The following is a 25432-nucleotide window of genomic DNA, read 5'->3' as shown; positions in this document are numbered from 1 at the left end:
TCAGAATCCAAGATTTAAGGAGGTGAATTTCAAAATGGCAGTAAAAATGAGATTAAAAAGAATGGGTCAGAAAAAGGCTCCTTTCTATAGAATTGTAGTTGCAGATTCCAGATCTCCAAGAGATGGCAGATTCATCGAAGAGGTTGGTTACTATGATCCTACCACAGAACCAAGCGTAATCAAGTTTAACGAAGAGAACGCAAAGAAGTGGTTAACTGCAGGTGCTCAGCCAACTGAAGTTGTAAGCAAGCTTTTAAAGATCGCCGGTATCCAGTAGTGAGAGGTGAAGCATATGAAGGAATTAGTAGAAGTAATTGCAAGAGCACTGGTTGATAACCCGGATCAGGTTGTTGTTACTGAAACCGTTAAAGACGATGAGATAATCCTTGAACTTACGGTTGCACCTTCCGACATGGGTAAGGTAATTGGCAAGCAGGGCAGGATCGCTAAAGCTATCCGCTCTGTTGTAAAAGCAGCAGCTTCCAAAGAAGACAAAAAGGTTACTGTAGAAATCCAGTAACCGTAAAAGACCGCCGGCCTGTCGGGACGACGGTCCTTTTGGTATTATTTTCTTTGTGCAAATGCTTAAAATAAGCCGGATAGTGATATCCGGTTTCTTTGATATGGTTCGATGAGCAAAGGGAAGCAGATTTCCTTTGCATAATATGGAGAGACAGATGGATAATTTGTTAAGAGTTGGCGTAATTTCATCCACTCACGGGGTGAGAGGAGAAGTGAAGGTTTATCCAACCACAGACGATGTAAATCGTTTTAAAAGTCTAAAGAATGTAATTCTGGATACAGGCCGGGAGCATATGGATCTGGAAATCCAGGGAGTAAAGTTTTTTAAGAATATGGTGATCCTTAAGTTTAAAGGATATGATTCCATTGATGACATTGAAAAATATAAAGGAAAAGATCTGCTTATAACCAGGGACCAGGCGGTAGAGCTGGGACCGGATGAAAATTTCATTGTTGACTTAATTGGACTTCGCGTAGTCACTGAGGATGGAGAAGAGTTTGGAACCCTTACCGATGTGATCAAGACCGGAGCCAATGATGTCTATGAAGTAAAGACGGCAGAAGGGAAGGAAGTCCTGCTTCCGGCAATCAAGGAATGCGTGTTAAATGTGGATTTAACAGAAGGAACTGTTACCGTTCACATCATGGATGGACTTCTGGATTAAGATAGAGGAGTGGAAATAGACAATGAATTATCACATACTAACCCTGTTTCCTGAGATGGTCCTAAACGGCCTCCACACCAGCATTATCGGGAGAGCGGCGGAAAAGGGCCTGCTCTCTATTGAAGCTATAGATATCCGGGAATATTCAACGGACAAGCACCGCCATGTGGATGATTATCCCTATGGAGGCGGAGCCGGAATGGTCATGCAGCCGATGCCTATTTGCGAGGCCTATGATGATTTGTGTGAGAAGATTGGGAAAAAGCCCCGGGTTATCTACATGACTCCCCAGGGGAGGGTTTTTAACCAGAGAATTGCGGAGGAACTGGCAAAGGAAGAAGACCTTGTTTTCCTGTGCGGCCATTATGAAGGAATTGATGAGAGAGCTTTGGAACTTGTTGCCACGGATTATCTTTCCATCGGTGACTATGTGCTTACAGGAGGAGAGCTTCCGGCCATGGTTATGATTGACTGCATTTCCCGGCTGATCCCAGGGGTTTTAAACAACGATACCTCTGCAGAATTTGAATCCTTCCACGACAATCTTCTGGAATATCCCCAGTATACCAGGCCGGAAGAGTATAGGGGACTCCGGGTTCCTGATATCCTTTTATCCGGTCATCATAAAAATATTGATACCTGGAGAAGGGAACAATCCATTAAACGGACCCTGGAACGCAGGCCGGATCTTTTGGCGGATGCCAGCCTGTCTAAAAAAGAAGCAGAATATTTAAAAAAGCTTGAAAATGAGCAGGAAAAACGGGAATAATTTAAGGAAGAAAGGACTTGCAATCCAAGTTTCTTTATGATAAAATGAAAAACGTTGTGATGAAAAGGCGATGGTCCTCTGTTACGGATTTGAAAATGAAGTATTAAGAACATCAAATAATATCAAGGAGGTTCACACAATGAACGAAATTATTAAGAATATTGAAGCAGCACAGTTAAAGCAGGAAGTTCCTCAGTTCAACGTTGGCGATACCGTTAAGGTATACAACAAGATCAAAGAGGGTGCCCGCGAAAGAATCCAGATTTTTGAAGGAACCGTTATTAAAAGACAGAACGGCGGCGCCAGAGAGACATTTACCGTAAGAAAGAATTCTAACGGCATCGGCGTTGAAAAGACCTGGCCATTACATTCCCCTTCTGTAGACAACATTGAAGTTGTAAGAAGAGGTAAAGTAAGAAGAGCAAAACTTTACTACTTAAGAGACAGAGTTGGTAAGGCTGCTAAGGTCAAAGAATCAGTTAAATAATTCCGGATCAGGTGAGGGGGACAATGCAAATTGTCCCTTTCTTGACATGAGTTACTTAATGAAGATAAGCGAAGCGAACTTCCTTATAATAGATGGGGGGTTTCATACATGGATTTTTATCACAGTGAAGATAATAATAAACTCCGGCAGATCGTCAACTGGGTCGTTGATATTGTAGTAGTGATTGCCTTAGCATGGTTTCTGGTCTATGCTTATGGAACACAGATCGTGATTGCAGGGCACTCCATGCTTCCTCTTCTCGCTTCGGATGATGTGGTTTTAATGGACCGGCTGGCTTATGATTTTGGAAACCCGGATCGGTTTGATGTTGTGGTATTTCAAAGAGAAGATCAGAAAATGAATGTAAAGAGGGTCATCGGCCTGCCAGGGGAAACCGTGCAGATAAAAAACGATGAAATCTTTGTTGACGGCGAAAAGCTGAAAGAGCCGTCCGGCTCTGGCCGTATTTCACTTGCCGGGCTCGCGGAAAAGCCGGTCAAGCTTGGGAGTGATGAATATTTTCTGCTGGGTGATAACAGAGACAGCAGCGAGGACAGCCGTTTTGCAAATATCGGAAATGTAAGCAGAGGCCAGATCCAGGGCAAGGTATGGTTCCGGATGATGCCTTTTATAAAAATGGAACTAATTCGTTCAAAGTAGAGGAATGTTATGAATATACAATGGTATCCAGGTCATATGACCAAAGCCAAAAGGGCTATGAAGGAAGATATCAAATTAATTGATTTGATAATAGAACTGGTGGACGCGAGAGTACCCTTAAGCAGCCGGAATCCTGATATTGATGAATTAGGAGCCGGAAAGGCACGTATCGTTCTGCTTAATAAATCCGATCTTTCGGATGAACGCTGCAACAGTGCCTGGGAGTCATATTTTGAAGCCAAGGGCTGCTACGTTGTAAAGGTGAATTCCAAGAGCGGGGCAGGATTAAAGCAGATTAACGGTGTTGTTCAGGAGGCATGCAAGGAGAAAATAGAACGTGACCGCAGAAGAGGAATTTTAAACCGTCCGGTGAGAGCTATGGTGGTGGGAATTCCCAATGTGGGAAAGTCTACCTTTATCAATTCCTTTGCGGGAAAAGCATGCACAAAAACAGGAAACAGACCGGGAGTGACGAAAGGGAATCAGTGGATCAGGCTTAATAAGAGCCTAGAGCTTCTTGATACCCCCGGTATTTTGTGGCCGAAATTTGAGGATCAGCAGGTGGGAATCAGGCTTGCTCTCATTGGATCTGTCAATGATGAGATATTGAATAAGGATGAACTGGCAATGGAACTCATCCGTTTCCTGACAAAAAAATATCCCAGAGTTCTTTCTGAAAGATATGGAATAGAAACAGAAGATGCCCTGGAGGCATTAATGCAGGTGGCACAGGCCAGGGCCTGTCTTGCAAAAGGCGGTGAATTGGACCTGGTAAAGGCTTCGAATCTTTTGATCGACGATTTCAGAAGCGGAAAGCTGGGTCGTATGACTCTGGAACTTCCTGCGCAATAACCAGAATTAAATGAAAGGGTTTTGCTTTTTGGAAAAAGAGCAAGACCCTGTTTTTCAATCAAAAAATGGGAGCTTAAAGAAATGAGAAAATTAACAGAAGAAAAGCTTCAGGCGGAACAGGATCGCCTGGAGATAATGAAAGAGTTTGAACGCCAGTATGAGGATCATATCCTGGTCTGCGGAATCGATGAGGCTGGACGCGGACCTCTGGCAGGACCTGTGGTAGCAGGTGCGGTGATTCTGCCCAGGGCTTGCGAAATTCTTTTTTTAAATGATTCAAAAAAGCTGTCAGAGAAACGGCGGGAAGCCCTTTTTGAAGAGATCCAGGAAAAAGCCTCCGCTTTTGCAGTTGGAGTGGTCGGAGCAGACCGGATCGATGAAATAAATATCCTGCAGGCTACTTATGAAGCGATGAGGCTTGCCATAGCAAAATTGGGAGCAGAACCGGAAGTCTTATTAAATGATGCGGTTACAATCCCGGGAGTCACCGCTTCCCAGGTTCCTATTGTCAAGGGAGATTCAAAGAGCGTATCAATTGCCGCTGCAAGCATTATGGCAAAAGTGACCAGGGATCATATGATGGAAGAATATGATAAATTATTTCCTGAATATGGTTTTGCAAAGCATAAGGGATATGGAACGGCCGCTCATATTCATGCCTTAAAGGAATTTGGTCCCTGTCCCATACATAGACGCAGCTTTATTAAGAATTTCGTAGGAGGTTGTATTTGAAGAACAATCGGGAGATTGGAAGTGCGTTTGAAGATGCGGCTGCCGCATATCTGGAAAGTAAAGGATATGTTATATTAGAACGGAATTTTGGAGACCGTAAGGGAGAAATTGATATTATCGCAAAGGATGGAAAGGAACTCGTCTTTATTGAGGTAAAGTACCGGCGGAATCTGGAAAAAGGAGATCCGGCGGAAGCAGTCCATGTTTCGAAGCAGAGGAAAATAAGGGATGCTGCCAAAAGATATTTGTACCGGTGCCATCTGGGAGAGGACATTCCCTGCCGGTTTGATGTGGTGGCAATCCTTGGACAGGAAATCCGGCTGATTAAAGACGCATTTTAAACAAAGGGTGTGATGGAAAATATGTGGAAGCGTAAAGCTAGTGTTATTGGAATGGATTATAAGACAGTGGAAAAGGTACCTTATTTGTCCTTTCCTATTTTAGAAAGAACTGGGTTAGTGAAGCAGGGATTTTCAACGAAACTGGGAGGCGTAAGCCAGGGAAAGTATGCTACGATGAATTTTACATTTACCCGGGGAGATAATCGGTACCATGTTATGGAAAACTACCGTAGGATGGGAAATGCCCTGGGAGTTGATATGGAGCGGATGGTTTTGTCCTTTCAGACCCATACAACCAATGTCCGTCTGGTAACGGAAAAGGATGCGGGGAAAGGAATCGTAAAGGAACGGGATTATGAAGATGTGGATGGATTGATCACCAATATTCCTGGAATTACCCTGGTTACCTTTTACGCAGATTGCGTGCCCCTTTATTTTCTGGATCCTATCCATCAGGCCATAGGGCTTAGCCACTCCGGCTGGAGGGGAACCGTGAAACGCATGGGGGAAGTTACGGTCAAAAAAATGGAGGAAGCCTTTGGAACGAAGGCAGAGGATGTGATTGCCTGCATCGGCCCCAGCATCTGCAAAGAATGTTATGAGGTGGGAGGCGAAGTGGCTCAGGAGTTTATGAAAGGGTTCGATAAGAAGTATTGGGGCGATATATTATCTGAAAAGAAAGATGGAAAATATATGCTGGATCTTTGGCGGGCGAATGAAATTGTACTGCTGGAATCAGGGATAAAGCAGGAAAACATCCAGGTTACGGATATCTGCACCCATTGTAATTCGGATTTTTTATTTTCCCACCGGACGACCGGGAATGAGAGAGGGAATCTGGCGGCATTTTTAGGGATTGTTGAAAAAAACAATGGATAAAAATACGCTTGACGTTTATAATTCATTCGTTCAAAAAAAGTGAGATGCTGCAAAATAGCAGCATCTCACTTTTTTGTTAAAACGAAGAGGAACCCTTTTGCGTTTGCAGGGGCAGGGCATATTTTTACGCCCGATATTTTTTTAACAAATTCTGGATCTTCTCTGTAGAAGAAAGAGCAGTACTTATGGGTACATCATGATTTAAAGAATTTACAATTGCCGCAATGTATTTGCTGATGTCTGCTTCTACATACCATTCCCTTCCCAGCAATTCCACGGGACGGTAATTTAAATTTGTAGTAACGACACAGTCTATGTAGCCACGGCTGTAATATTCGTCAAATTTAGCCAGTCCGTTGGTGAATAGGCCAAAGGTACAGCAAACGATCACTTTATCTGCTTTCCGCTCTTTTAATTCCTTTGCCGTATCCAGCATGCTCTCCCCGGAGGAGATCATATCGTCTACGATTAACACTGTCTTACCTTCCACGGAGGCACCTAAGAATTCATGGGCGACAATAGGGTTCCGCCCATCGATCACTTTGGAGTAATCCCGTCTCTTATAAAACATACCCATGTCCACGCTTAAGTTGTTTGCAAGGTATACGGCACGGTCCATGGCACCCTCATCCGGACTGATTACCATTAAATGCTCTTTATCAATCTTTAAATCCGGACACTTCCTCAATACTGCCTTGACAAACTGGTAAGTGGGCATGAAATTGTCAAATCCATTTAACGGGATGGCATTTTGGACCCTGGGATCGTGGGCGTCAAAGGTAATGATGTTGCTGACTCCCATGTGAACCAGTTCTTCCAAAGCCATGGCGCAGTCTAAAGATTCCCTTTTGGTTCTCTTATGCTGGCGGCTCTCATATAAAAACGGCATAATAACACTTACCCTATGGGCTGTTGCGCTGCAGGCGCCAATGATTCTTTTTAAATCCTGAAAATGATCATCAGGAGACATGTGGTTGGTATAACCATTGACGGTATAGGTTATGCTGTTATTGGTGACGTCTGCCATCACAAATACGTCCGTGCCCCGGACAGATTCCCTGATAATGCCTTTTGCTTCTCCGCTTCCAAAACGTGGGCATTCGCATTTGAGAAGATAGGAGTCCACATCATATCCGCGATAGTGAAGATCAGCTTTTCGGCGTATAAGCTCCTGGATATCATTTCTGCGGAAACCTACGATGTGGTCGTTTACTTTCCCGGCCAATTCCCGGCAGCTTTCCAGCGCTGCAATCTTTAAGGGAGCAACAGGTAGCTGGTCGTTAAATACATAATCATTTGCCATGACAAAGATTCCTCCATAATAAATCAACAGCCAGTCGTAAGACTGCCTGCTTTTAATCTTACACCCTTTTATACCATTGAATGACAGAATGCGTCAATAGCTTCGGTCGTATTTCCAGGAAAAAAACAAAAAAGGCTTCCTTTACAAAGAGTGACAATCTTGTTATGATATATGGGACAGCTACAGAAAGGTAAAATTAAGATGAGCAAAAGAGGACATATCATAAAAGAAGTTGATTCCGGCTCCATAGCAGATCAGCTGGAACTGGAGCCAGGGGATACGGTCCTGTCCATAGATGGTCATGAACTGGAAGACATTTTTGATTATGAGTATTACATTAACAGCGAGTCCATTCTCATGACCGTGAAAAAGAAAGACGGGGAAGAATGGGAACTGGAAATAGAAAACCAATACGAGGATCTGGGGATTACTTTTGAAAACGGACTCATGAGTGAATACAGATCCTGCCGGAATAAATGCATTTTCTGCTTTATAGACCAGATGCCCCCTGGAATGAGAGAGACCCTGTATTTTAAGGATGACGATTCCAGGCTTTCCTTTTTACAGGGAAACTACGTGACACTGACTAACATGAGCGATCATGACATTGACCGAATCATAAAGTTTAAACTGGCACCGATCAACATTTCCGTTCACACCACCAATCCTGCTTTAAGGTGCGAGATGCTTCACAACCGGTTTGCAGGCCAAGCTCTGGATAAAATCAGGAGGCTGTATGAGGCAGGGATTCCCATGAACGGACAGATTGTGCTGTGCAAGGGCGTCAATGACGGAAAGGAGCTGGAGAGGACCATAGAGGATTTATCAGAATACCTCCCATATATGGAGAGCGTATCCGCTGTCCCTGTTGGAATGTCAAAATACCGGGATGGTCTTTATCCTTTACAGCCCTTTACGGCTGAGGATGCAAAAGAGATCGTGGAGATCATCGGACGATGGCAGAATAAGCTTTATAAAACCCATGGAACCCATTTCATTCATGCCAGTGACGAGCTTTATATCCTGGCAGGGCTGCCTTTTCCGGAAGAGAGCCGTTACGACGGATATATTCAGCTGGAAAACGGCGTAGGCATGCTGAGGCTTTTGGATGAGGAGATTAGGGCCGCTCTGGAAACTTTGGAAGATGACCATAAGTCTGAAGAGATCTCAATCGCAACAGGCAGGCTTGCCGCCCCTTATATTGGTAGACATGCAAAACTGGTACAGGAAAAATTTCCCGGGCGGATCATTCACGTTTACCCTATTACCAATGACTTTTTCGGGGAGCAAATCACAGTGGCAGGCCTAATCACCGGCCAGGATTTAATCGGACAGCTTAAGGGACAGGCACTGGGCAGACGGTTGTTGCTTCCGGAATGCATGTTCCGAAGCGGAGAAGAGGTATTTCTTGATGACCTGACCCGTCAGGATGTACAAAATGCTTTACAAGTACAGGTAGATATTGTAAAATCAAGCGGTCAGGATTTTGTACAGGCAGTTCTTATGCCGGTAGAAGAGAATGAAGCTTCTTATGAAGGGTATGAATTAAACAACCTTACGGGTATACCCTCATAACCGGAACATCCGGCAGAAAAGGGGAAATACCCTTCGGGTATCCCTTAATGCGCGGAAAACGTGGTCGAGAGGAAGAAACACCATGCGGGCATACCTTTATGTACCAAATGCATGGGCGGAATAGAGAAAGGAAATAACATATGAGTAAACCAGTAGTTGCCATCGTAGGCCGCCCCAATGTGGGAAAGTCTACGTTGTTTAATGTTTTAGCCGGTGACACCATTTCTATTGTAAAGGACACACCAGGCGTTACCAGGGACCGGATCTATGCAGACTGTACCTGGCTGGATATGAATTTTACCCTGATTGATACAGGGGGTATTGAGCCGGACAGCAGCGACATCATCCTGTCCCAGATGAGGGAACAGGCGGAGATCGCCATTGCCACCGCAGATGTCATCATTTTTATCGTGGATGTACGTCAGGGACTTGTGGACTCTGATTCCAAGGTCGCTGACATGCTTCGTAAATCCAAAAAGCCCATCGTTCTTGCTGTCAATAAAGTGGACAGCTTCCAGAAGTTCGGGAATGATGTATATGAGTTCTATAACTTAGGAATCGGGGATCCGGTCCCTGTTTCTGCTGCTTCCAGACTGGGCCTTGGAGAGCTTCTTGATGAGGTGGCAAAGCATTTTAGCACCTTTGATACAGAGGAAGAAGAGGATGACAGGCCGAGAATTGCAATTGTAGGAAAGCCAAACGTCGGCAAATCTTCTATTATAAATCAGCTCCTGGGAGAAAACCGGGTCATTGTTTCCAATATTGCAGGTACTACCAGGGATGCGGTGGATACGGAGATCGTTCATAATGGCACGGAATATGTGTTCATTGATACGGCAGGTCTGAGACGGAAGAGTAAGATCAAAGAGGAACTGGAGCGCTACAGCATCATCCGTACCGTTACGGCAGTTGAACGGGCCGATGTGGTGGTAGTGGTCATTGACGCGGAAGAAGGCGTAACCGAACAGGATGCAAAAATTGCGGGTATTGCCCATGAGCGTGGAAAGGGCATCGTTGTTGCAGTCAACAAATGGGATGCCATTGAAAAGAACGATAAGACCATCTATGAATATACAAACAAGATCAAGAATACTTTATCCTTTATGCCTTATGCAGAATACTTATTTATCTCTGCAAAAACCGGTCAAAGGATGAATAAAATGTTCGAGGTGATTGATATGGTTCGGGAGAACCAGACTCTTCGGGTAGCCACTGGAGTTCTAAATGAAATCATGTCAGAAGCCGTGGCCCTTCAGCAGCCCCCGTCCGATAAGGGCAAACGATTAAGACTCTATTATATCACCCAGGTTGCTGTTAAGCCTCCGACTTTTGTAATCTTTGTAAACGATAAGGAATTGACTCACTTTTCCTATACCAGGTATTTAGAGAATAAGATCCGGGAAGCATTCGGTTTCCGGGGAACCTCCCTTAAGTTTATATACAGAGAAAGAAGCGGAAAGGAATAATCGTATGGAGCGAATCATCTGTCTTATTGCAGGTTATTTATTCGGACTCATACAGTCCGGTTATTTTTACGGAAAGGCTCATAAAATTGACATCCGCAACCACGGAAGCGGTAATTCCGGCACGACCAACGCCCTAAGGGTTATGGGGCCAAAGGCAGGAGCAGTGGTCTTTTTAGGTGATTTCTTAAAGTCATTGCTGCCTTGCTTAATGATCCGTGTCCTGTTCCGGTCCCAGCCGGAGATGATTTATCTTCTGATATTGTATACTGGTTTTGGCGTAATCCTGGGCCATAATTACCCGTTCTATCTTAATTTCAAAGGCGGCAAGGGCATTGCTGCCACAGCCGGGCTGATTGTAGCTACTGATTTAAGAATGATGCTTTTATGCCTGGTGGCATTTGTTTTGATCGTTGCTGTTACAAGATATGTTTCTCTTGGTTCTCTGGTAGTCGCAACAATTTTTCTAATATGGCTGTTCCTCTTTGGAATGATGGGCGCATATGGTCTTGATCAAAGATTATTGCCTGAATTCTACATAGTGACAGCACTGATAAGCGGTCAGGCTTTCTGGCGCCACCGGGCAAATATCGGACGCCTTGTCCGCGGCAGAGAGAATAAAATTTCCTTTGGATCAGGAAAAAAATAACATGAGGTGAAGAAAATGGCTAAAATCGGAGTGATCGGATCTGGGAGCTGGGGAATAGCGCTTGCAGCTCTTCTATATAATAATGGGCATGAGGTGGCTGTCTGGTCTGCTCTTCCTGAGGAAATTTCGGAGATGAGATCGACCCACAGGCATCATACCCTGCCGGATCTGGTGCTGACTGAGAATATGACTTTTACGGAAGACTTAGAAGAAGCTATGACAGGGAGGGATCTTCTTGTTACGGCAGTTCCTTCCGTTTATGTCCGTTCAACGGCAAGAAAGATGAATTCATTTTGCAGATATGGCCAGGTAGTGGTCAACGTTGCAAAGGGAATTGAAGAATCCTCTCTTATGACCCTCTCCGAAATATTGGAAGAAGAGCTTCCCATGGCAGATGTGGCAGTCCTTTCCGGACCAAGTCATGCGGAAGAGGTGAGCAAAAACCTTCCCACCACCTGCGTGGCAGGTGCCCGTACCAGAAAGACAGCAGAATACATTCAGGGAATTTTTATGAGTGAGGTTTTCCGGGTTTACACAAGTCCTGACATCCTGGGAATTGAGCTTGGAGGCTCCATCAAAAATGTCATCGCCCTTGCTGCTGGTATCGCAGATGGACTTGGCTATGGTGATAACACAAAAGCAGCTCTGATCACAAGGGGCATTGCCGAAATATCAAGGCTTGGCACGGAAATGGGCGGTAAATTTCAGACCTTTTGCGGCTTATCCGGAATCGGAGATCTGATCGTAACCTGTGCAAGTATGCACAGCCGGAACCGGAGAGCCGGAATCCTGATTGGCCAGGGAAAAACCATGGAGGAAGCCACAAAGGAAGTGAAGATGGTGGTAGAAGGTATTTATTCTGCCAAAGCCGCTCTGGCCCTGTCGGAAAAATACGGCGTATCCATGCCGATTGTGGAGCAGGTAAATGCAGTTTTATTTAATAATAAACCAGCCTCCGAAGCTGTTAAAGATTTAATGCTTAGGGATAAGACCATTGAAAGTTCTGATCTGCCGTGGGATTAATGGAGAAACATTCCTCATGTGCAGGCAGGAAAAAAGAAACATGTCGATTTTTTTATAATTAAATTAAAATCAGTTGACTTTTTTTAAAAGCCATTTTATTATAAAGACTATGTATACGTCAACGAAGTTCGATCAGCCCCTGGCTCATCGAACGGAAGATTTGCTGGATTCCGGTGTGCATTGCCTGCCTTTATCAAGTAAATATTACCAACGAAACGTATATATAAAACGTTTTATGAGGAGGAATGGATTATGAAAAAATCTATGAAGAAGTTACTGAGCCTTGTCATGGCAGTTGCTTTGGCAGCATCTTTAACTGCCTGCGGAAGCGGCAAGACTTCAGAAACCACCGCCGGGGAAAAAGCGGCATCGGGAGAGTCCTCAGAAGCAGCAAAGGCTTCTGGAGAAGGTTCCTTTAAAATCGGTGGTATCGGACCGATCACTGGAAGCACAGCGATTTACGGACAGGCTGTTATGCGCGGTGCGGAATTAGCCATTGACGAGATTAACGCTAACGGCGGAATCAATGGGACTCAGATTGAGTACAGCTTCCAGGATGATGAAAACGATACGGAAAAAGCAGTAAATGCGTACAATACCTTAAAGGATTGGGGTATGCAGATGTTAGTCGGTACTGTTACCTCCGCTCCCTGTATCGCAGTAGGTGCGGAATCCAGTAATGATAACATTTTCCAGCTCACTCCTTCCGGTTCAGCCGTAGACTGCGCTAAATTTGACAACCAGTTCCGTGTATGCTTCTCTGATCCAAACCAGGGAGCAGCTTCCGCACAGTACATTGGTGAGAACAAACTGGCTACCAAGGTCGCTATTATTTATGACAGCTCCGATGTTTATTCATCCGGTATCCATGATAAATTCCTCTCTGAAGCAGCAAACCAGGGAATTGAAATTGTGTCTGATGAGGCATTTACCGCAGACAACAATACCAACTTCTCCGTACAGCTTCAGAAGGCACAGGATTCAGGCGCTGAGCTTGTATTCCTTCCGATTTACTATTCCCAGGCTGCCTTAATCCTTGCACAGGCAAAGCAGATGGGATACGCGCCACAGTTCTTTGGCTGTGACGGACTTGACGGACTCTTAACCGTAGAAAATTTTGATACTTCCTTAGCTGAAAACGTAATGCTTCTGACACCATTTGCTGCTGATGCAAAGGATGAACTTACCCAGAAGTTTGTTACTACATTCAAAGGGAAGTACGGCGAAATACCTAACCAGTTTGCTGCCGATGGTTATGATGCGGTTTACGCCATCAAGGCTGCTGCTGAAAAGGCTGCAATTACAGCAGACATGGATGCTTCTGCAATCTGCGACGCGTTAAAGACATCTATGACAGAAGTTTCTGTAAACGGCTTAACAGGCGAGAACATGAAGTGGTCCAAAGACGGAGAACCGGATAAGGCACCAAAAGCAGTTAAGATCGTAAATGGTGTTTACACAGCGATGTAATTACTGAATTTCATTCATTTGGTAAATGACCCAATAGAGGGTCGTCCAGAGGACGACTCTCTTCTTTTAAAATAAACAACGAATGAGGTGCGATGGTATGATGAGTTTCATATCCTATTTTATTAATGGCTTAAGTCTGGGCAGTGTTTATGCGATCATTGCCTTGGGTTATACCATGGTATATGGCATTGCCAAGATGCTTAACTTTGCTCATGGCGATGTAATTATGATCGGAGGATACGTGGTGTTCACAGTTGTCAGCACAATGGGCTTAGGTCCGGTTGCCGGCATACTTCTTGCAGTGATCCTATGCACGGTTCTTGGTGTTGTCATTGAGGGGGTCGCTTACCGTCCTCTCCGTATGGCAAGCCCTCTTGCGGTTCTGATCACGGCAATCGGTGTGAGCTACCTGCTCCAAAACATCGCACTGCTCGTTTTTGGTTCTAATCCGAAATCCTTTACTTCTGTCGTAACAGTTCCGGCCCTTAAGCTTGCACAGGGAAAGCTGATCATTTCCGGTGAGACCATTGTCACGATCATCAGCTGTATCATCATTATGATCGGTCTGACGATGTTTATCAGAAAGACAAGAGCAGGACAGGCCATGCTTGCCGTGTCGGAAGATAAGGGAGCCGCCCAGCTCATGGGAATTAATGTGGACGGAACCATTGCCCTTACTTTTGCCATTGGCTCTGCTCTGGCTGCTGTGGCTGGTGCGCTTCTTTGTTCCGCTTATCCGACTCTTACCCCCTATACAGGCTCCATGCCAGGCATTAAGGCATTCGTGGCTGCCGTATTTGGCGGGATCGGCTCCATTCCGGGAGCGTTAATCGGCGGACTCTTACTGGGTGTGATTGAAAACTTAAGCAAAGCTTATATTTCTTCCCAGCTTTCCGATGCCATCGTATTTGGAGTCCTTATTGTCGTTCTTCTTGTAAAGCCAACCGGAATCCTGGGTAAGAAGATCAACGAGAAAGTATAGGTGGACGATATGGAAAAAAGTATGAAGATAAATTTCCGTCTGAATAAGACATTAAAAAGCAATATAATAACCTTTGGGCTGGTGATCGCCGCCTATATTATCGTACAGCTTCTGGTAAACGCAGGCCAGGTGAGCAACCTGATGAAGGGCCTTTTGGTGCCTCTGTGCATTTATACCATTATGGCAGTATCCTTGAACTTAACCGTAGGGATCCTTGGAGAACTGAGTCTGGGTCATGCAGGTTTCATGTGTGTGGGAGCCTTTTCCAGTGCCTTGTTTTCCATTGCCATGCTGGAGACCATTCCAAACGCGGGAATCCGTTTCTTTTTCGCAATTTTAATTGGTGCTTTCTCGGCAGCGCTGGCTGGTATTGTGGTTGGAATTCCGGTTTTAAGGCTTCGGGGCGATTATCTGGCTATTGTGACCCTGGCATTTGGAGAAATCATTAAAAATGTGATAAACGTGGTTTACATTGGAAAAGATGCTGACGGGCTTCACTTTTCCTTAAAAAACGCAGGAGCTCTCAATATGGCAAAAGAGGGGACAGTCATCATAAACGGTGCCCAGGGAATTACAGGAACACCTAAAAATTCCAACTTTGCCATTGGAGTTATCCTTATTTTGATTACGCTGGTAATCGTTCTGAATTTAATTCATTCCAGATCCGGCCGGGCTATCATGTCTGTACGCGATAACCGCATTGCGGCGGAATCCATTGGTATTAACATTACAAAATACAAATTAATGGCCTTTACCATTTCTGCCTCCCTGGCAGGCGTGGCCGGTGTTCTGTATTCCCATAACCTTTCTGCACTTACTGCGACACAGAAGAATTTTGGCTATAACCAGTCCATCATGATTCTTGTATTTGTGGTTCTCGGCGGAATCGGTAATATCCGTGGTTCCATGATCGCTGCAGTTCTCTTAACTCTGCTTCCGGAGCTTTTGAGAGGTTTAAATACCTACCGGATGCTGATTTACGCCATCATCCTGATTGTCATGATGATATTTAACTGGAGTCCTAAATTAATTGATCTCAGGAAACGGTATTTTCATAAGAACAGGGCAGAAAAGGAGAGGGCATAACCATGGCTTTACTGGAAATCAAGAATCTTGGAATATCCTTTGGCGGACTGCGCGCCGTAGATAATTTCAGCATCACCATTGAAAAAGGACAGCTTTATGGTCTTATCGGCCCAAACGGAGCCGGTAAAACCACGATCTTTAACCTTTTAACTGGTGTATATAAACCCAATACAGGTACTATTTTCTTGGACGGAGAAAACATAACAGGGAAAAAGACAGTGGATATCAACAGGGCCGGAATCGCAAGAACCTTTCAGAATATCCGTCTGTTTAAGGAATTAACGGTTCTTGATAATGTTAAGACCGGTCTTCACAACGCCTATTCCTATGGGACGGTCACAGGAATTCTCCGCCTGCCTAAGTACTTTAAAGTGGAAAAAGAGATGGATCAGCGGGCCATAGAGCTTTTAAAAGTATTTGGCCTTGATGAAGAAAAGGATATCCTCGCTTCCAACCTTCCATACGGAAAACAAAGGAAGCTGGAGATCGCCCGTGCCCTTGCCACAGGTCCTAAGCTTTTGCTTTTGGATGAGCCGGCAGCCGGTATGAATCCCAATGAAACCACAGAGCTTATGGATACCATACGCTTTGTACGGGATAATTTTGATATGACCATTCTGCTCATTGAACACGATATGAAGCTTGTTTCCGGCATTTGCGAAAGGCTGACCGTACTGAATTTCGGCCAGGTGCTTACCCAGGGAAAAACGGCGGATGTGCTCAATGATCCGGAAGTAATCAAGGCATATCTGGGAGAATAAGGAGGCTTAAGGAATGGCACTACTTGAAGTAAAAGACTTAGAAGTATATTATGGCGTCATCAAGGCGCTTAAGAATATTTCCTTTGAAGTAAACGAGGGTGAGATCGTAGCCCTGATCGGCGCCAACGGCGCTGGAAAAACCACGACCCTTCATACCATAACCGGCCTTTTAAAGGCGGCCTCCGGTACCATCCAGTTTGACGGCCAGGATATCACAAGAATCCGGGGCGATAAAATTGTGGGCATGGGTATGGCTCATGTACCGGAAGGACGGCGGGTGTTTGCAGCTTTGAGCGTTTATGAAAATTTAAAGCTGGGTGCTTATACAAGACGGGATAAGAATGAGATAGAAGAAACCCTGCAGATGATCTACAAACGTTTCCCAAGGCTTCTGGAGAGAAAGAACCAGCCTGCGGGAACTTTAAGCGGCGGAGAGCAGCAGATGTTAGCCATGGGACGAGCACTGATGAGCCATCCAAAGGTGATTGTGCTTGATGAGCCCTCCATGGGCCTTTCCCCGATTTACGTGAATGAGATTTTTGATATTATTCAGGAAGTAAACAAGTCAGGAACAACGGTATTGTTGGTGGAGCAAAACGCTAAAAAGGCTTTGTCCATTGCAAACCGCGCTTATGTTCTGGAAACAGGGGCCATAGTGTTAAGCGGCAATGCCCATGAACTGATGAATAATGATTCGGTAAAGAAGGCATATTTAAGCGAATAATCATGTGGATTTCGCAGAATACCAGATTTTTAAAGGATGGCAAATGAAGTGTAAAAGCTGCTTTGCCATCCTTAATTTATTCCTTTTTCACCAGTCCAAATGCGATGATAAAAGAGAAGCGGCGTGAAAAATAAAAGGGAATAATCCTTTCTCCCATGCATATAGTATAACAGCACAGAAGGGGGAATCTTTATGGACAATTATAACGTATACAATGATATCAAAGCCCGAACCAACGGAGAAATCTACATTGGAGTTGTGGGGCCGGTAAGAACAGGAAAGTCTACTTTTATCAAGCGTTTTATGGAATTAATGGTTCTGCCGGGCATGGAGGATGAACACCAGAAAACTCAGACAAGGGACGAACTGCCCCAGAGTGCGGCAGGAAAAACCATCATGACCACAGAACCAAAATTCATCCCCAAAGAAGCGGCAACCATCCGTTTGGGAGATGAGATCGAAACAAAAGTCCGCTTGATCGACTGTGTAGGCTTTATGGTAGACGGTGCTGCCGGCCACATTGAAAATGATGAAGAGCGGCTTGTGAAAACACCCTGGTTTGATTACGAGATCCCTTTTACGAAAGCGGCAGAAATCGGAACCAGAAAGGTCATTAATGACCATTCTACCATTGGCGTAGTCATAACCACAGACGGTTCCATCGGCGAACTGAAGCGTCCCAACTACATAGCTGCAGAAGAGCGCACCGTACAGGAATTAAAAAACCTTGGGAAACCATTTATTATTCTGCTCAATTCTGCAAGGCCGTATTCTGAGGAAACAGCGGCTCTTTCAAAGGATATAAGCCAGAAATACGGGGTAACGGTCATGCCCATTAACTGTGAACAGTTAAAGAAGGATGACGTAAATAACATCCTTGAACGGGTATTAAAGGAATTCCCTGTAACAGAAATGGATTTCTTCATTCCCAAATGGCTTGAGATCCTCCCTGCCACCCACTGGCTGAAAGCCCAGGTAATCCAGGCTGCAAAAGATATGGTAAAAAAAGTATCCCACATGAAGGATGTATCATCAGACTTATTTGACGGATCAACAGAAAGCGTCCGGTCCATTAAGATCCAGAACTTAAATATGGCCGACGGCAGCGTATCCGTTGTCATGGATGTGGATGACAGTTATTATTATCAGATTTTAAGCGACTATGTAGGGCTTCCGATAGAGGGTGAATACCAGTTGATGCAAACCTTAAGTGAGCTTGCAAAAATGAAGGCAGAATACGAAAAGGTCAATCAGGCCATGAGCCAGGTTCGTTTCAAAGGTTATGGAATCGTAACTCCGGAACGGTCCGAAATTATTCTGGATGAACCAGAAGTCATTAAGCACGGTAATAAATACGGAGTAAAAATGCGGGCAGAAGCACCTTCCATTAATTTAATCAAAGCCCATATCCAGACAGAGATCGCTCCTATTGTCGGAAGCGAACAGCAGGCAGAAGATCTGATCGCTTACATTAAAGAAAATGCAAGAGATAGCGAAGACGGAATATGGAACACCAATATCTTTGGAAAATCCATTGAACAGATCGTGGAAGACGGCATTCAGCAGAAAGTTTCCCAGCTTACGGAAGACTGTCAAATAAAACTTCAGGACACCCTCCAAAAAATAATTAACGATAGTAATGGCGGTATGATTTGCATTATTATCTAAATTAATGGTATAATACAAAAAACAGGTACAACAGGAGGGCTTTATGAAATTAATGTTCATCGGCGCAGCCCGCGAGGTAACCGGGAGCTGTCATTATCTGGAAGCTGCCGGTTTTAAAATCCTTGTGGACTGCGGTATGGAGCAGGGGATTGATAAATTTGTAAATGTGGATCTGCCAGTCAGCTATGCGGAACTTGATTATGTTCTTTTGACCCATGCCCATATCGATCACGCAGGAATGCTTCCCTTTATCTATGCAAGAGGGTTCCGGGGACGGGTGATCTCCACCGTGGCAACCGCCGACCTTTGCGGAATTATGCTGAAGGACAGCGCCCATATTCAGGAGTCTGAAACAGAATGGAAGAACAGAAAAGCCAGGCGGGCTGGCCTCCCGGAAGAAGAACCCCTGTACGGAATCAATGATGCCATGGGCGTATTGGAGCTGTTTCATTCCTACAATTACAACGAAAAGGTGGAACTGGAGGATGGCTTTACTATCCGCTTTATAGACGTAGGCCATCTTCTTGGTTCCGCCTCTGTTGAAATCTGGATCACAGAAGGCGAAATCTCTAAAAAAATCGTATTTTCCGGTGATATCGGCAATAAGAACAAGCCCTTAATCCGTGACCCTCACTACATAAAAGAGGCGGATTATGTGGTTATGGAATGCACCTACGGAGACCGGCTTCACGGTGTGATACCGGATCATGTTTCCATTCTTGCAGGCATTGTCCAAAAGACCCTTGACAGTGGTGGAAACGTGGTAATACCCGCATTTGCAGTGGGAAGGACCCAGGAGCTCCTTTATATGTTCCGCCGAATCAAGGCAGAGAAGCTGGTCACCGGTCATGATGGGTTTGAGGTTTATGTCGACAGCCCTTTGGCAGTGGAAGCAACCCAAATTTTTAAAGATAATCTGGTAGACTGCTATGATGAAGAAACAAAGGAACTGGTCATGAAAGGCATCAACCCCATATCCTTTCCAGGCTTAAAGCTGTCGGTTACCAGTGAAGAATCCAAGAACATTAATTTTAATTCGAAACCAAAAGTGATCATTTCAGCGGCGGGCATGTGTGATGCAGGCCGTATCCGCCATCACTTAAAGCATAATTTATGGAGACGGTCTTGTACGATCGTTTTCACCGGATACCAGTCCATAGGAACCTTGGGAAGGAGCCTGATCGAAGGCTGCAGTGAAGTAAGGCTGTTTGGCGAAACCATTCAGGTGGAAGCCCATATAGAACAGATGGAGGGAATGAGTTCCCACGCAGATATGGAAGGATTGATTGCCTGGTTGAACGCTTTTGAAGAAAAACCGCGACAAGTATTTCTGGTACACGGTGATGATCTGGTTTGCAGCTCCTTTGAGCAGCTCCTAGAGAAGGATTACGGATACAGGGTTAAAGCCCCTCACTCCGGTTCTGTTTATGATCTTTCCCTTGGGAGATGGCTGGATGAGACAGAGGGCGTTGCAGTTGTCAAAGGACCGGAAATCTCAAAAAAACCAGTGGGTGTTTATGGAAGGCTTTTTGCTGCCGGCGAAAGGCTTTTGCAGGTTATCCGTCATAACGAAGGCGGAGCCAATAAAGATCTTGCCAAATTTGCGGATCAAATTAATTCTTTATGTGATAAATGGGATAGATAAGGAGAACAAAAGAAAGTGACGAAAGTACAATTATTTACCGACGGAGCTGCAAGAGGAAACCCTGACGGGCCAGGAGGCTATGGCGCGGTTTTGCAATTTACTGATTCCAAAGGGCAGCTCCACGAAAAAACCATGTCAGGGGGATATGTAAAAACCACCAACAACCGTATGGAACTTATGGCGGCCATTGCAGGTCTGGAAGCGTTAACCAGGCCATGTCAGGTAGATCTATACTCTGATTCCAAATATGTGACAGACGCATTTAATCAGCATTGGATTGAGAATTGGGTAAAAAACAACTGGAAGAGGGGCAAAAGCGGCCCTGTAAAGAACATTGACCTATGGGAAAGGCTGTTAAAGGCCATAGAACCTCATCAGGTGACTTTTCACTGGGTAAAGGGACATGCCGGCCACCCTCAGAATGAGCGGTGTGACGTGCTGGCCACAAGCGCTGCAGATGGAGATGATCTGCAGGTCGACGAAGGGATATGATATGGCAAGCATTGGAAAATGCCAAAAACTTACATATCTCTTACAATGTCTTACTAATTGCGAATTCCTATTTTCTTTCTTTTTTATTTGTGCTATGTTATTTTCATCAAATAGGTTAGGATGATATTTCATGGATAAAAATAGAGGAATTTGGATTGTAATTGGAAGCATTCTGGTCATCGGGATCCTCATAACCCTTGCCACATCCACGTTTATAAAAAGCAAGGAAAATGTTTCGGATCCTTTGGGAATCACTGGGCTTTCAAACTCCGAAATTCCGGATGACCAAGCAGAGGCAAAAGGCTATGGCGGAACGCCGGAATTGTTTTCAGCGGATATGGCGGCTCCCCAGGAAGCGCCTGCTTCTGCAGAGGAATCAAAGATGAGAAAAGCCGGTCCGGCGGCCACCCCCAATACTGAAACCGCAGCGGAGAACAGATCCCAGCCGGCAGATGCCGAACTTCGGATGAAAAGTGCTGCAGTTTCTGACCAGGCAGAACCGGTTCCCCAGGCAGAGGAAAACTCTAACGAGGCTTCCATAGAGGAAACCGTAATTTCACCCATAAGTCCGGATTTAAAAAGCCGGCAGGCGTATGCAGCCGCTCCTGCGGAGGGGGCAGCCTATTATCAAAAGCATTTGCTGGAACTGGATGCCCAGATCAAAAAGATGCGGGAGGAATCAGGAGATTCCAATACCTATTCCATGAAAGCCCTGGTAGATAAAGAATTTAAGCTGTGGAACAGGGAACAGAATGCGATTTATACCGCTATTATAGAAGGGTTGGCTGACGAAGATAAGGAAACCCTTGAAACTTCACAGCAGGCATGGATCAAAAGCAGGGATGCAAAGGCAGAGGAGGCCGCAAAAAAATACAGCGGCGGAAGCCTGGAAGAGGTTGAGTACACTGCTTCCATGGCAGAGTCCACGAGGGCGCGGGCCTATGATCTGGTAACAGAATACATGGATGTTCTCTCTTTAAAAGATGATCAGTAAAAAGTACGGTTTTTACCGTACTTTTTTATTTTGAGAGAAAAAATTTACATACCAACATCTTGATAAATAAAATCCCATATGATAGGATAGTAAAATGAGTGATACTATATGAATTTTCGGGAGGAAAAAAATATGACAGCAATATTTGCAAGTTTACTGGAGACCGCAATAAAATTTCTGTTCTTCCTGTTTCTTGCATGGGGCGGTATCGTATGCGGCAAGAAATACAGAGACCATAAAGATGCCGTAAACAGCGGCAATGCGACGAAAGAGACAAAATAGCAAACGGAGGACAGTAACGTGAAGAACTACGGTGTGAATGAACTGAGGAGAATGTTCCTTGAATTTTTTGAGAGTAAGGGACATCTGGCGATGAAAAGCTTCTCCCTGGTTCCGCATAATGATAACAGCTTGTTGTTAATCAACTCGGGCATGGCTCCCCTTAAGCCATATTTTACAGGCCAGGAAATCCCGCCAAGAAAAAGGGTGACTACCTGTCAGAAGTGTATCCGGACAGGAGATATTGAGAACGTTGGCAAGACAGCCCGCCACGGCACATTCTTTGAGATGCTGGGAAACTTTTCCTTTGGGGATTATTTTAAGGATGAGGCGATTCACTGGTCATGGGAATTTCTGACCCAGGTAGTCGGCCTTGACCCGGACAGGCTGTATCCCTCCGTATATCTGGAAGATGATGAGGCCTTCGAAATCTGGAATAAGAAAATCGGCATTGCGCCCGAGCGTATTTTCCGCTTGGGAAAGGCAGACAATTTCTGGGAGCACGGCGCAGGTCCCTGCGGCCCCTGTTCTGAGATTTACTACGACAGGGGAGAGAAGTACGGCTGCGGCAAGCCAGACTGTACCGTTGGCTGTGAATGCGACCGTTATATGGAAGTATGGAATAATGTATTTACACAGTTTGAAAATGACGGCCATGGAAACTATGAGGAATTACAGCAGAAGAACATTGATACCGGCATGGGACTGGAACGTCTGGCCGTAGTTGTTCAGGATGTAGATTCCATTTTTGATATAGATACCATTAAAGCTCTTTTAAACCGTGTGGCTGAACTGGCCCGGACAGAATACAAGAAGGATCCTGATGTGGATGTATCCCTTCGGCTGATCACAGATCACGTCCGGTCCTGTACCTTTATGATATCCGATGGCATTATGCCCTCCAATGAGGGACGGGGCTATGTTCTCCGCCGCCTCTTAAGAAGAGCTGCCCGCCATGGAAGACTTCTGGGAATCGAAGGAAAGTTCCTTGCAGACTTGTCCGCCACCGTGATTGACTTATCTAAGGATGGATATCCGGAACTGGAAGAAAAGAAAGCTATGATTCTAAAAGTTCTGACCCAGGAGGAAGACAAGTTTAACAAGACCATTGACCAGGGCCTAGCAATACTTGGCGAGCTGGAAGAGGAGATGATAAAAGAGAAGATCACCATCCTTTCCGGTGAGAATGCTTTCAAATTATATGATACCTACGGATTCCCTCTGGATCTGACTCTGGAGATTCTGGAAGAAAAGAATTTCAGTGTGGATGAAGACGGCTTTAAAGCTGCTATGCAAAAGCAGAGGGAAACAGCCAGAAATGCCAGAAAGACCACCAATTACATGGGGGCTGATGTCACTGTCTACCAGTCCATTGATCCTGCCATTACAACGGAGTTTATCGGCTATGATAAGCTGGTTTGTGATTCCAAAATCCTTGTTCTCACTTCGGAAACAGACTTAGTGGAGGCGCTTACCGACGGAGAGACCGGAACCATTGTGACGGAACAGACCGTATTTTACGGAACCATGGGAGGCCAGCAGGGCGATGTAGGCAGAATCGTAAGTGATATGGGCGAATTTAAGGTGGAAGATACCATCCATTTACAGGGTGGAAAAGTGGGCCATGTGGGCAGAATGATAAAGGGAATGCTGCAGACAGGAGATGTGGTTACCTTAAAGGTTTGTGAAAATAACCGCCAGAATACGGGAAAAAACCACAGTGCAACCCATCTTCTCCAGAAAGCCTTAAGAGCAGTTCTGGGCAATCATGTAGAGCAGGCCGGTTCCTTAGTTGACGGAGACAGGCTGCGTTTCGACTTTACTCATTTCTCAGCCATGACACTTGAGGAAATCCAACAGGTGGAAACCCTGGTAAATGAGAAAATCAAGGAATCTCTTCCTGTAAAAACGGAAATCATGTCTTTAGAGGAAGCCAAAAAATCAGGTGCTATGGCACTGTTTGGGGAAAAATACGGCGATACGGTCCGCGTTGTGAAAATGGGAGACTTTTCCACAGAGCTTTGCGGCGGCACCCATATTAACAATACGGGAGTGATCGGCTCTTTTAAGATCCTGTCTGAAACCGGTATCGCAGCCGGAGTCCGGAGAATCGAAGCCCTGACCGGAGACGGCCTGATGCATTATTATCAGGAAACAGAAAAAGAGCTTCTTGAAGCAGCAAAGGCTGTCAAGACAACACCATCCTCCCTGACGGCAAAAATTGAGTCCCTTTTAGAAGAAATAAAAGCCCTGCATTCTGAGAATGAAAAGTTAAAAAGCAAACTTGCAAAAGACTCTCTTGGTAATGTAATGGATCAGGTGAAAGAGATTAAGGGAGTTAAGGTTCTTGCCACAAAGGTGCTTGATGTGGATATGAATGGACTCCGCAATCTGGGCGACCAGCTGAAAGATAAGATAGGCGATGGAGTCATTGTAATCGCCTCTGTACAGGATGATAAAGTAAATCTGATGGCTACTGTGACGGAGGACGCACAGAAGAAGGGAGCTCATGCAGGCAACTTGATCAAAGCCATTGCTTCCTTAGTCGGAGGAGGCGGCGGCGGTCGTCCGAATATGGCTCAGGCAGGCGGAAAGAATCCGGCAGGAGTGGATGCATGCCTTGAAAAAGTTGCGGAAGTTGTTGCAGAACAGCTGAATTAATCAGGGAAACATTAAGAAAAATATAAAATTTTTCTTGACGAATGGCAAAATTATGCTATAATCATATCAGTGCTATAAAATACCCAAACAGTTGTATTATGCACAAGTACACAACTGGAGGGAGGTTAGGTGTGAGCTATGTCAAATGTTATCGTTAAAGACAACGAGACCTTAGATAGTGCTTTACGCAGATTCAAAAGAAACTGTGCAAAAGCAGGTATCCAGCAGGAAATTCGTAAGAGAGAGCATTACGAGAAACCAAGCGTTAGACGCAAGAAAAAGTCTGAAGCTGCAAGAAAACGTAAATATAACTAATAGTTAAAAGATGAGCCCCTGGTCCCATTTCTATGTGACCAGGGGTTTTTTCGACTTTTAATGCCGTAGAATGTTCCGCATCTTTTTTGCATATAGTATAAAGGGGTTAAATCCCCAAATTGATTTGCAAAAATAAAAAGAGAGGGGCAGAAAAGGGATTATGTTTGAGGAATCAAAGGAAAAAGCAGCTTCCGCCTTAAAACTCCCGAAGGACGTGGTTCTGGGAGAAGTGCTTGTATCTTTTCTTGGACGTCATAGCGTTGTAATAGAAAATTACCGAAGCATTATCCTGTATACAGACTGTTCCATCAAACTTCAGGCAAAAAACTGTCGGGTGATCATTGGCGGTAGCAGGCTGATGATTGAATACTACACCAATGAGGAGATGAAAATCAACGGTTATATAAAATCCCTGGAATTTGAATAAAAAGGGTA

The 25432-nt window shown here is 44.9% G+C and carries 28 protein-coding genes; 27 read left to right on the top strand and 1 reads right to left on the bottom strand.

What is annotated here, in order from left to right; translation table 11 throughout:
• Window positions 1-34 precede the first annotated feature (34 nt).
• From rpsP to pgeF, 10 genes are all read left to right on the top strand, one after another.
• On the top strand, window positions 35-277 hold the full coding sequence (gene rpsP / locus BMX69_RS08170; RefSeq protein WP_013272775.1) for a 30S ribosomal protein S16: 243 nt from the start codon (window positions 35-37) through the stop codon (window positions 275-277).
• A 15-nt stretch (window positions 278-292) separates the two neighbouring features.
• Window positions 293-520 carry a KH domain-containing protein gene (locus BMX69_RS08165; protein ID WP_025233209.1) on the top strand — a complete coding sequence of 76 codons (228 nt, stop codon included), beginning with the start codon at window positions 293-295 and terminating at the stop codon, window positions 518-520.
• A 157-nt stretch (window positions 521-677) separates the two neighbouring features.
• Complete coding sequence (rimM, locus tag BMX69_RS08160; protein ID WP_025233208.1) at window positions 678-1187, top strand: ribosome maturation factor RimM; 510 nt, start codon at window positions 678-680, stop codon at window positions 1185-1187.
• Between the two features lie 22 nt (window positions 1188-1209).
• On the top strand, window positions 1210-1956 hold the full coding sequence (gene trmD / locus BMX69_RS08155; protein ID WP_029701737.1) for a tRNA (guanosine(37)-N1)-methyltransferase TrmD: 747 nt from the start codon (window positions 1210-1212) through the stop codon (window positions 1954-1956).
• Window positions 1957-2095: 139 nt separating this feature from the next.
• Window positions 2096-2443, top strand: coding sequence for a 50S ribosomal protein L19 (gene rplS, locus BMX69_RS08150; protein ID WP_025233207.1), 348 nt, complete (start codon window positions 2096-2098; stop codon window positions 2441-2443).
• A gap of 108 nt (window positions 2444-2551) precedes the next feature.
• Entirely contained in the window at window positions 2552-3103 is a 552-nt protein-coding gene (lepB, locus tag BMX69_RS08145; protein ID WP_025233206.1) for a signal peptidase I, read from the top strand.
• 9 nt (window positions 3104-3112) lie between these two features.
• Complete coding sequence (ylqF, locus tag BMX69_RS08140; RefSeq protein WP_100042083.1) at window positions 3113-3955, top strand: ribosome biogenesis GTPase YlqF; 843 nt, start codon at window positions 3113-3115, stop codon at window positions 3953-3955.
• Window positions 3956-4036: 81 nt separating this feature from the next.
• Window positions 4037-4687, top strand: coding sequence for a ribonuclease HII (locus BMX69_RS08135; protein WP_100042082.1), 651 nt, complete (start codon window positions 4037-4039; stop codon window positions 4685-4687).
• Window positions 4684-5028 (top strand): YraN family protein, encoded by a 345-nt coding sequence (locus tag BMX69_RS08130; protein ID WP_054790705.1) that lies wholly within the window; start codon window positions 4684-4686, stop codon window positions 5026-5028. Before BMX69_RS08135 ends, BMX69_RS08130 begins: the two co-directional genes overlap by 4 nt.
• A gap of 12 nt (window positions 5029-5040) precedes the next feature.
• Window positions 5041-5907 (top strand): peptidoglycan editing factor PgeF, encoded by an 867-nt coding sequence (gene pgeF, locus BMX69_RS08125; RefSeq protein ID WP_100042081.1) that lies wholly within the window; start codon window positions 5041-5043, stop codon window positions 5905-5907.
• Between the two features lie 124 nt (window positions 5908-6031).
• On the opposite strand, the gene BMX69_RS08120 is transcribed toward pgeF, so the two are convergent.
• Window positions 6032-7210 carry a ribose-phosphate pyrophosphokinase gene (locus BMX69_RS08120; RefSeq protein WP_100042080.1) on the bottom strand — a complete coding sequence of 393 codons (1179 nt, stop codon included), beginning with the start codon at window positions 7208-7210 and terminating at the stop codon, window positions 6032-6034.
• Between the two features lie 201 nt (window positions 7211-7411).
• Between BMX69_RS08120 and BMX69_RS08115 the strand changes: the two genes are divergently transcribed.
• From BMX69_RS08115 to BMX69_RS08040, 17 genes are all read left to right on the top strand, one after another.
• Window positions 7412-8785: a DUF512 domain-containing protein gene (locus BMX69_RS08115; protein WP_054790756.1), complete on the top strand. Its 1374-nt coding sequence runs from the start codon at window positions 7412-7414 to the stop codon at window positions 8783-8785.
• Between the two features lie 140 nt (window positions 8786-8925).
• Entirely contained in the window at window positions 8926-10251 is a 1326-nt protein-coding gene (gene der / locus BMX69_RS08110; protein ID WP_054790706.1) for a ribosome biogenesis GTPase Der, read from the top strand.
• 4 nt (window positions 10252-10255) lie between these two features.
• Window positions 10256-10897, top strand: coding sequence for a glycerol-3-phosphate 1-O-acyltransferase PlsY (gene plsY / locus BMX69_RS08105; protein ID WP_025233198.1), 642 nt, complete (start codon window positions 10256-10258; stop codon window positions 10895-10897).
• A 15-nt stretch (window positions 10898-10912) separates the two neighbouring features.
• Window positions 10913-11920, top strand: coding sequence for an NAD(P)H-dependent glycerol-3-phosphate dehydrogenase (locus tag BMX69_RS08100; protein WP_092250000.1), 1008 nt, complete (start codon window positions 10913-10915; stop codon window positions 11918-11920).
• 252 nt (window positions 11921-12172) lie between these two features.
• Complete coding sequence (locus BMX69_RS08095; RefSeq protein ID WP_100042079.1) at window positions 12173-13390, top strand: ABC transporter substrate-binding protein; 1218 nt, start codon at window positions 12173-12175, stop codon at window positions 13388-13390.
• A 100-nt stretch (window positions 13391-13490) separates the two neighbouring features.
• Window positions 13491-14372 carry a branched-chain amino acid ABC transporter permease gene (locus BMX69_RS08090; RefSeq protein ID WP_025233195.1) on the top strand — a complete coding sequence of 294 codons (882 nt, stop codon included), beginning with the start codon at window positions 13491-13493 and terminating at the stop codon, window positions 14370-14372.
• A gap of 9 nt (window positions 14373-14381) precedes the next feature.
• Window positions 14382-15458, top strand: coding sequence for a branched-chain amino acid ABC transporter permease (locus BMX69_RS08085; RefSeq protein ID WP_100042078.1), 1077 nt, complete (start codon window positions 14382-14384; stop codon window positions 15456-15458).
• Window positions 15459-15460: 2 nt separating this feature from the next.
• Window positions 15461-16219: an ABC transporter ATP-binding protein gene (locus tag BMX69_RS08080; RefSeq protein ID WP_054790708.1), complete on the top strand. Its 759-nt coding sequence runs from the start codon at window positions 15461-15463 to the stop codon at window positions 16217-16219.
• Window positions 16220-16232: 13 nt separating this feature from the next.
• Window positions 16233-16943: an ABC transporter ATP-binding protein gene (locus tag BMX69_RS08075; protein ID WP_025233192.1), complete on the top strand. Its 711-nt coding sequence runs from the start codon at window positions 16233-16235 to the stop codon at window positions 16941-16943.
• Between the two features lie 192 nt (window positions 16944-17135).
• Window positions 17136-18611, top strand: coding sequence for a stage IV sporulation protein A (gene spoIVA, locus BMX69_RS08070; RefSeq protein ID WP_100042077.1), 1476 nt, complete (start codon window positions 17136-17138; stop codon window positions 18609-18611).
• Between the two features lie 43 nt (window positions 18612-18654).
• The gene (locus BMX69_RS08065) at window positions 18655-20256 is read left to right on the top strand and encodes an MBL fold metallo-hydrolase RNA specificity domain-containing protein (RefSeq protein ID WP_100042076.1); all 1602 of its coding nucleotides are present in this window, start codon (window positions 18655-18657) and stop codon (window positions 20254-20256) included.
• Window positions 20257-20271: 15 nt separating this feature from the next.
• The gene (rnhA, locus tag BMX69_RS08060) at window positions 20272-20748 is read left to right on the top strand and encodes a ribonuclease HI (RefSeq protein WP_054790709.1); all 477 of its coding nucleotides are present in this window, start codon (window positions 20272-20274) and stop codon (window positions 20746-20748) included.
• Between the two features lie 130 nt (window positions 20749-20878).
• The gene (locus BMX69_RS08055) at window positions 20879-21742 is read left to right on the top strand and encodes a lysozyme inhibitor LprI family protein (RefSeq protein WP_100042075.1); all 864 of its coding nucleotides are present in this window, start codon (window positions 20879-20881) and stop codon (window positions 21740-21742) included.
• A 132-nt stretch (window positions 21743-21874) separates the two neighbouring features.
• Window positions 21875-22024: a hypothetical protein gene (locus BMX69_RS24405; RefSeq protein ID WP_166433184.1), complete on the top strand. Its 150-nt coding sequence runs from the start codon at window positions 21875-21877 to the stop codon at window positions 22022-22024.
• 51 nt (window positions 22025-22075) lie between these two features.
• Complete coding sequence (gene alaS, locus BMX69_RS08050; RefSeq protein ID WP_242941430.1) at window positions 22076-24682, top strand: alanine--tRNA ligase; 2607 nt, start codon at window positions 22076-22078, stop codon at window positions 24680-24682.
• A gap of 138 nt (window positions 24683-24820) precedes the next feature.
• On the top strand, window positions 24821-24997 hold the full coding sequence (gene rpsU, locus BMX69_RS08045) for a 30S ribosomal protein S21 (RefSeq protein ID WP_008975787.1): 177 nt from the start codon (window positions 24821-24823) through the stop codon (window positions 24995-24997).
• A gap of 160 nt (window positions 24998-25157) precedes the next feature.
• A complete protein-coding gene (locus BMX69_RS08040) occupies window positions 25158-25424 on the top strand; it encodes a YabP/YqfC family sporulation protein (protein ID WP_025233186.1) in 267 nt (88 codons plus the stop codon).
• Window positions 25425-25432 lie beyond the last annotated feature (8 nt).

This window comes from Lacrimispora sphenoides JCM 1415 (assembly GCF_900105615.1).
Classification (GTDB): Bacteria; Bacillota; Clostridia; order Lachnospirales; family Lachnospiraceae; genus Lacrimispora; species Lacrimispora sphenoides.
The sequence above is the reverse complement of the archived record's forward strand: the minus strand, read 5'-3'. Positions and strand labels throughout refer to the sequence as shown.

Excerpts from the sequence above, each read along its gene's own strand:
- rplS (WP_025233207.1), top strand. The coding sequence starts at position 2,096 with ATGAACGAAATTATTAAGAATATTGAAGCAGCACAGTTAAAGCAGGAA.
- der (WP_054790706.1), top strand. The coding sequence starts at position 8,926 with ATGAGTAAACCAGTAGTTGCCATCGTAGGCCGCCCCAATGTGGGAAAG.
- BMX69_RS08120 (WP_100042080.1), bottom strand. The coding sequence starts at position 7,210 with ATGGCAAATGATTATGTATTTAACGACCAGCTACCTGTTGCTCCCTTA.
- BMX69_RS08135 (WP_100042082.1), top strand. The coding sequence starts at position 4,037 with ATGAGAAAATTAACAGAAGAAAAGCTTCAGGCGGAACAGGATCGCCTG.
- pgeF (WP_100042081.1), top strand. The coding sequence starts at position 5,041 with ATGGAAAATATGTGGAAGCGTAAAGCTAGTGTTATTGGAATGGATTAT.
- BMX69_RS08080 (WP_054790708.1), top strand. The coding sequence starts at position 15,461 with ATGGCTTTACTGGAAATCAAGAATCTTGGAATATCCTTTGGCGGACTG.
- rpsU (WP_008975787.1), top strand. The coding sequence starts at position 24,821 with ATGTCAAATGTTATCGTTAAAGACAACGAGACCTTAGATAGTGCTTTA.
- lepB (WP_025233206.1), top strand. The coding sequence starts at position 2,552 with ATGGATTTTTATCACAGTGAAGATAATAATAAACTCCGGCAGATCGTC.
- ylqF (WP_100042083.1), top strand. The coding sequence starts at position 3,113 with ATGAATATACAATGGTATCCAGGTCATATGACCAAAGCCAAAAGGGCT.
- BMX69_RS08090 (WP_025233195.1), top strand. The coding sequence starts at position 13,491 with ATGAGTTTCATATCCTATTTTATTAATGGCTTAAGTCTGGGCAGTGTT.
- alaS (WP_242941430.1), top strand. The coding sequence starts at position 22,076 with ATGTTCCTTGAATTTTTTGAGAGTAAGGGACATCTGGCGATGAAAAGC.
- BMX69_RS08115 (WP_054790756.1), top strand. The coding sequence starts at position 7,412 with ATGAGCAAAAGAGGACATATCATAAAAGAAGTTGATTCCGGCTCCATA.
- spoIVA (WP_100042077.1), top strand. The coding sequence starts at position 17,136 with ATGGACAATTATAACGTATACAATGATATCAAAGCCCGAACCAACGGA.
- BMX69_RS08075 (WP_025233192.1), top strand. The coding sequence starts at position 16,233 with ATGGCACTACTTGAAGTAAAAGACTTAGAAGTATATTATGGCGTCATC.
- BMX69_RS08165 (WP_025233209.1), top strand. The coding sequence starts at position 293 with ATGAAGGAATTAGTAGAAGTAATTGCAAGAGCACTGGTTGATAACCCG.
- rimM (WP_025233208.1), top strand. The coding sequence starts at position 678 with ATGGATAATTTGTTAAGAGTTGGCGTAATTTCATCCACTCACGGGGTG.
- BMX69_RS08040 (WP_025233186.1), top strand. The coding sequence starts at position 25,158 with ATGTTTGAGGAATCAAAGGAAAAAGCAGCTTCCGCCTTAAAACTCCCG.
- trmD (WP_029701737.1), top strand. The coding sequence starts at position 1,210 with ATGAATTATCACATACTAACCCTGTTTCCTGAGATGGTCCTAAACGGC.
- BMX69_RS08055 (WP_100042075.1), top strand. The coding sequence starts at position 20,879 with ATGGATAAAAATAGAGGAATTTGGATTGTAATTGGAAGCATTCTGGTC.
- plsY (WP_025233198.1), top strand. The coding sequence starts at position 10,256 with ATGGAGCGAATCATCTGTCTTATTGCAGGTTATTTATTCGGACTCATA.
- BMX69_RS08095 (WP_100042079.1), top strand. The coding sequence starts at position 12,173 with ATGAAAAAATCTATGAAGAAGTTACTGAGCCTTGTCATGGCAGTTGCT.
- BMX69_RS08100 (WP_092250000.1), top strand. The coding sequence starts at position 10,913 with ATGGCTAAAATCGGAGTGATCGGATCTGGGAGCTGGGGAATAGCGCTT.
- BMX69_RS24405 (WP_166433184.1), top strand. The coding sequence starts at position 21,875 with ATGACAGCAATATTTGCAAGTTTACTGGAGACCGCAATAAAATTTCTG.
- BMX69_RS08085 (WP_100042078.1), top strand. The coding sequence starts at position 14,382 with ATGGAAAAAAGTATGAAGATAAATTTCCGTCTGAATAAGACATTAAAA.
- rpsP (WP_013272775.1), top strand. The coding sequence starts at position 35 with ATGGCAGTAAAAATGAGATTAAAAAGAATGGGTCAGAAAAAGGCTCCT.
- BMX69_RS08065 (WP_100042076.1), top strand. The coding sequence starts at position 18,655 with ATGAAATTAATGTTCATCGGCGCAGCCCGCGAGGTAACCGGGAGCTGT.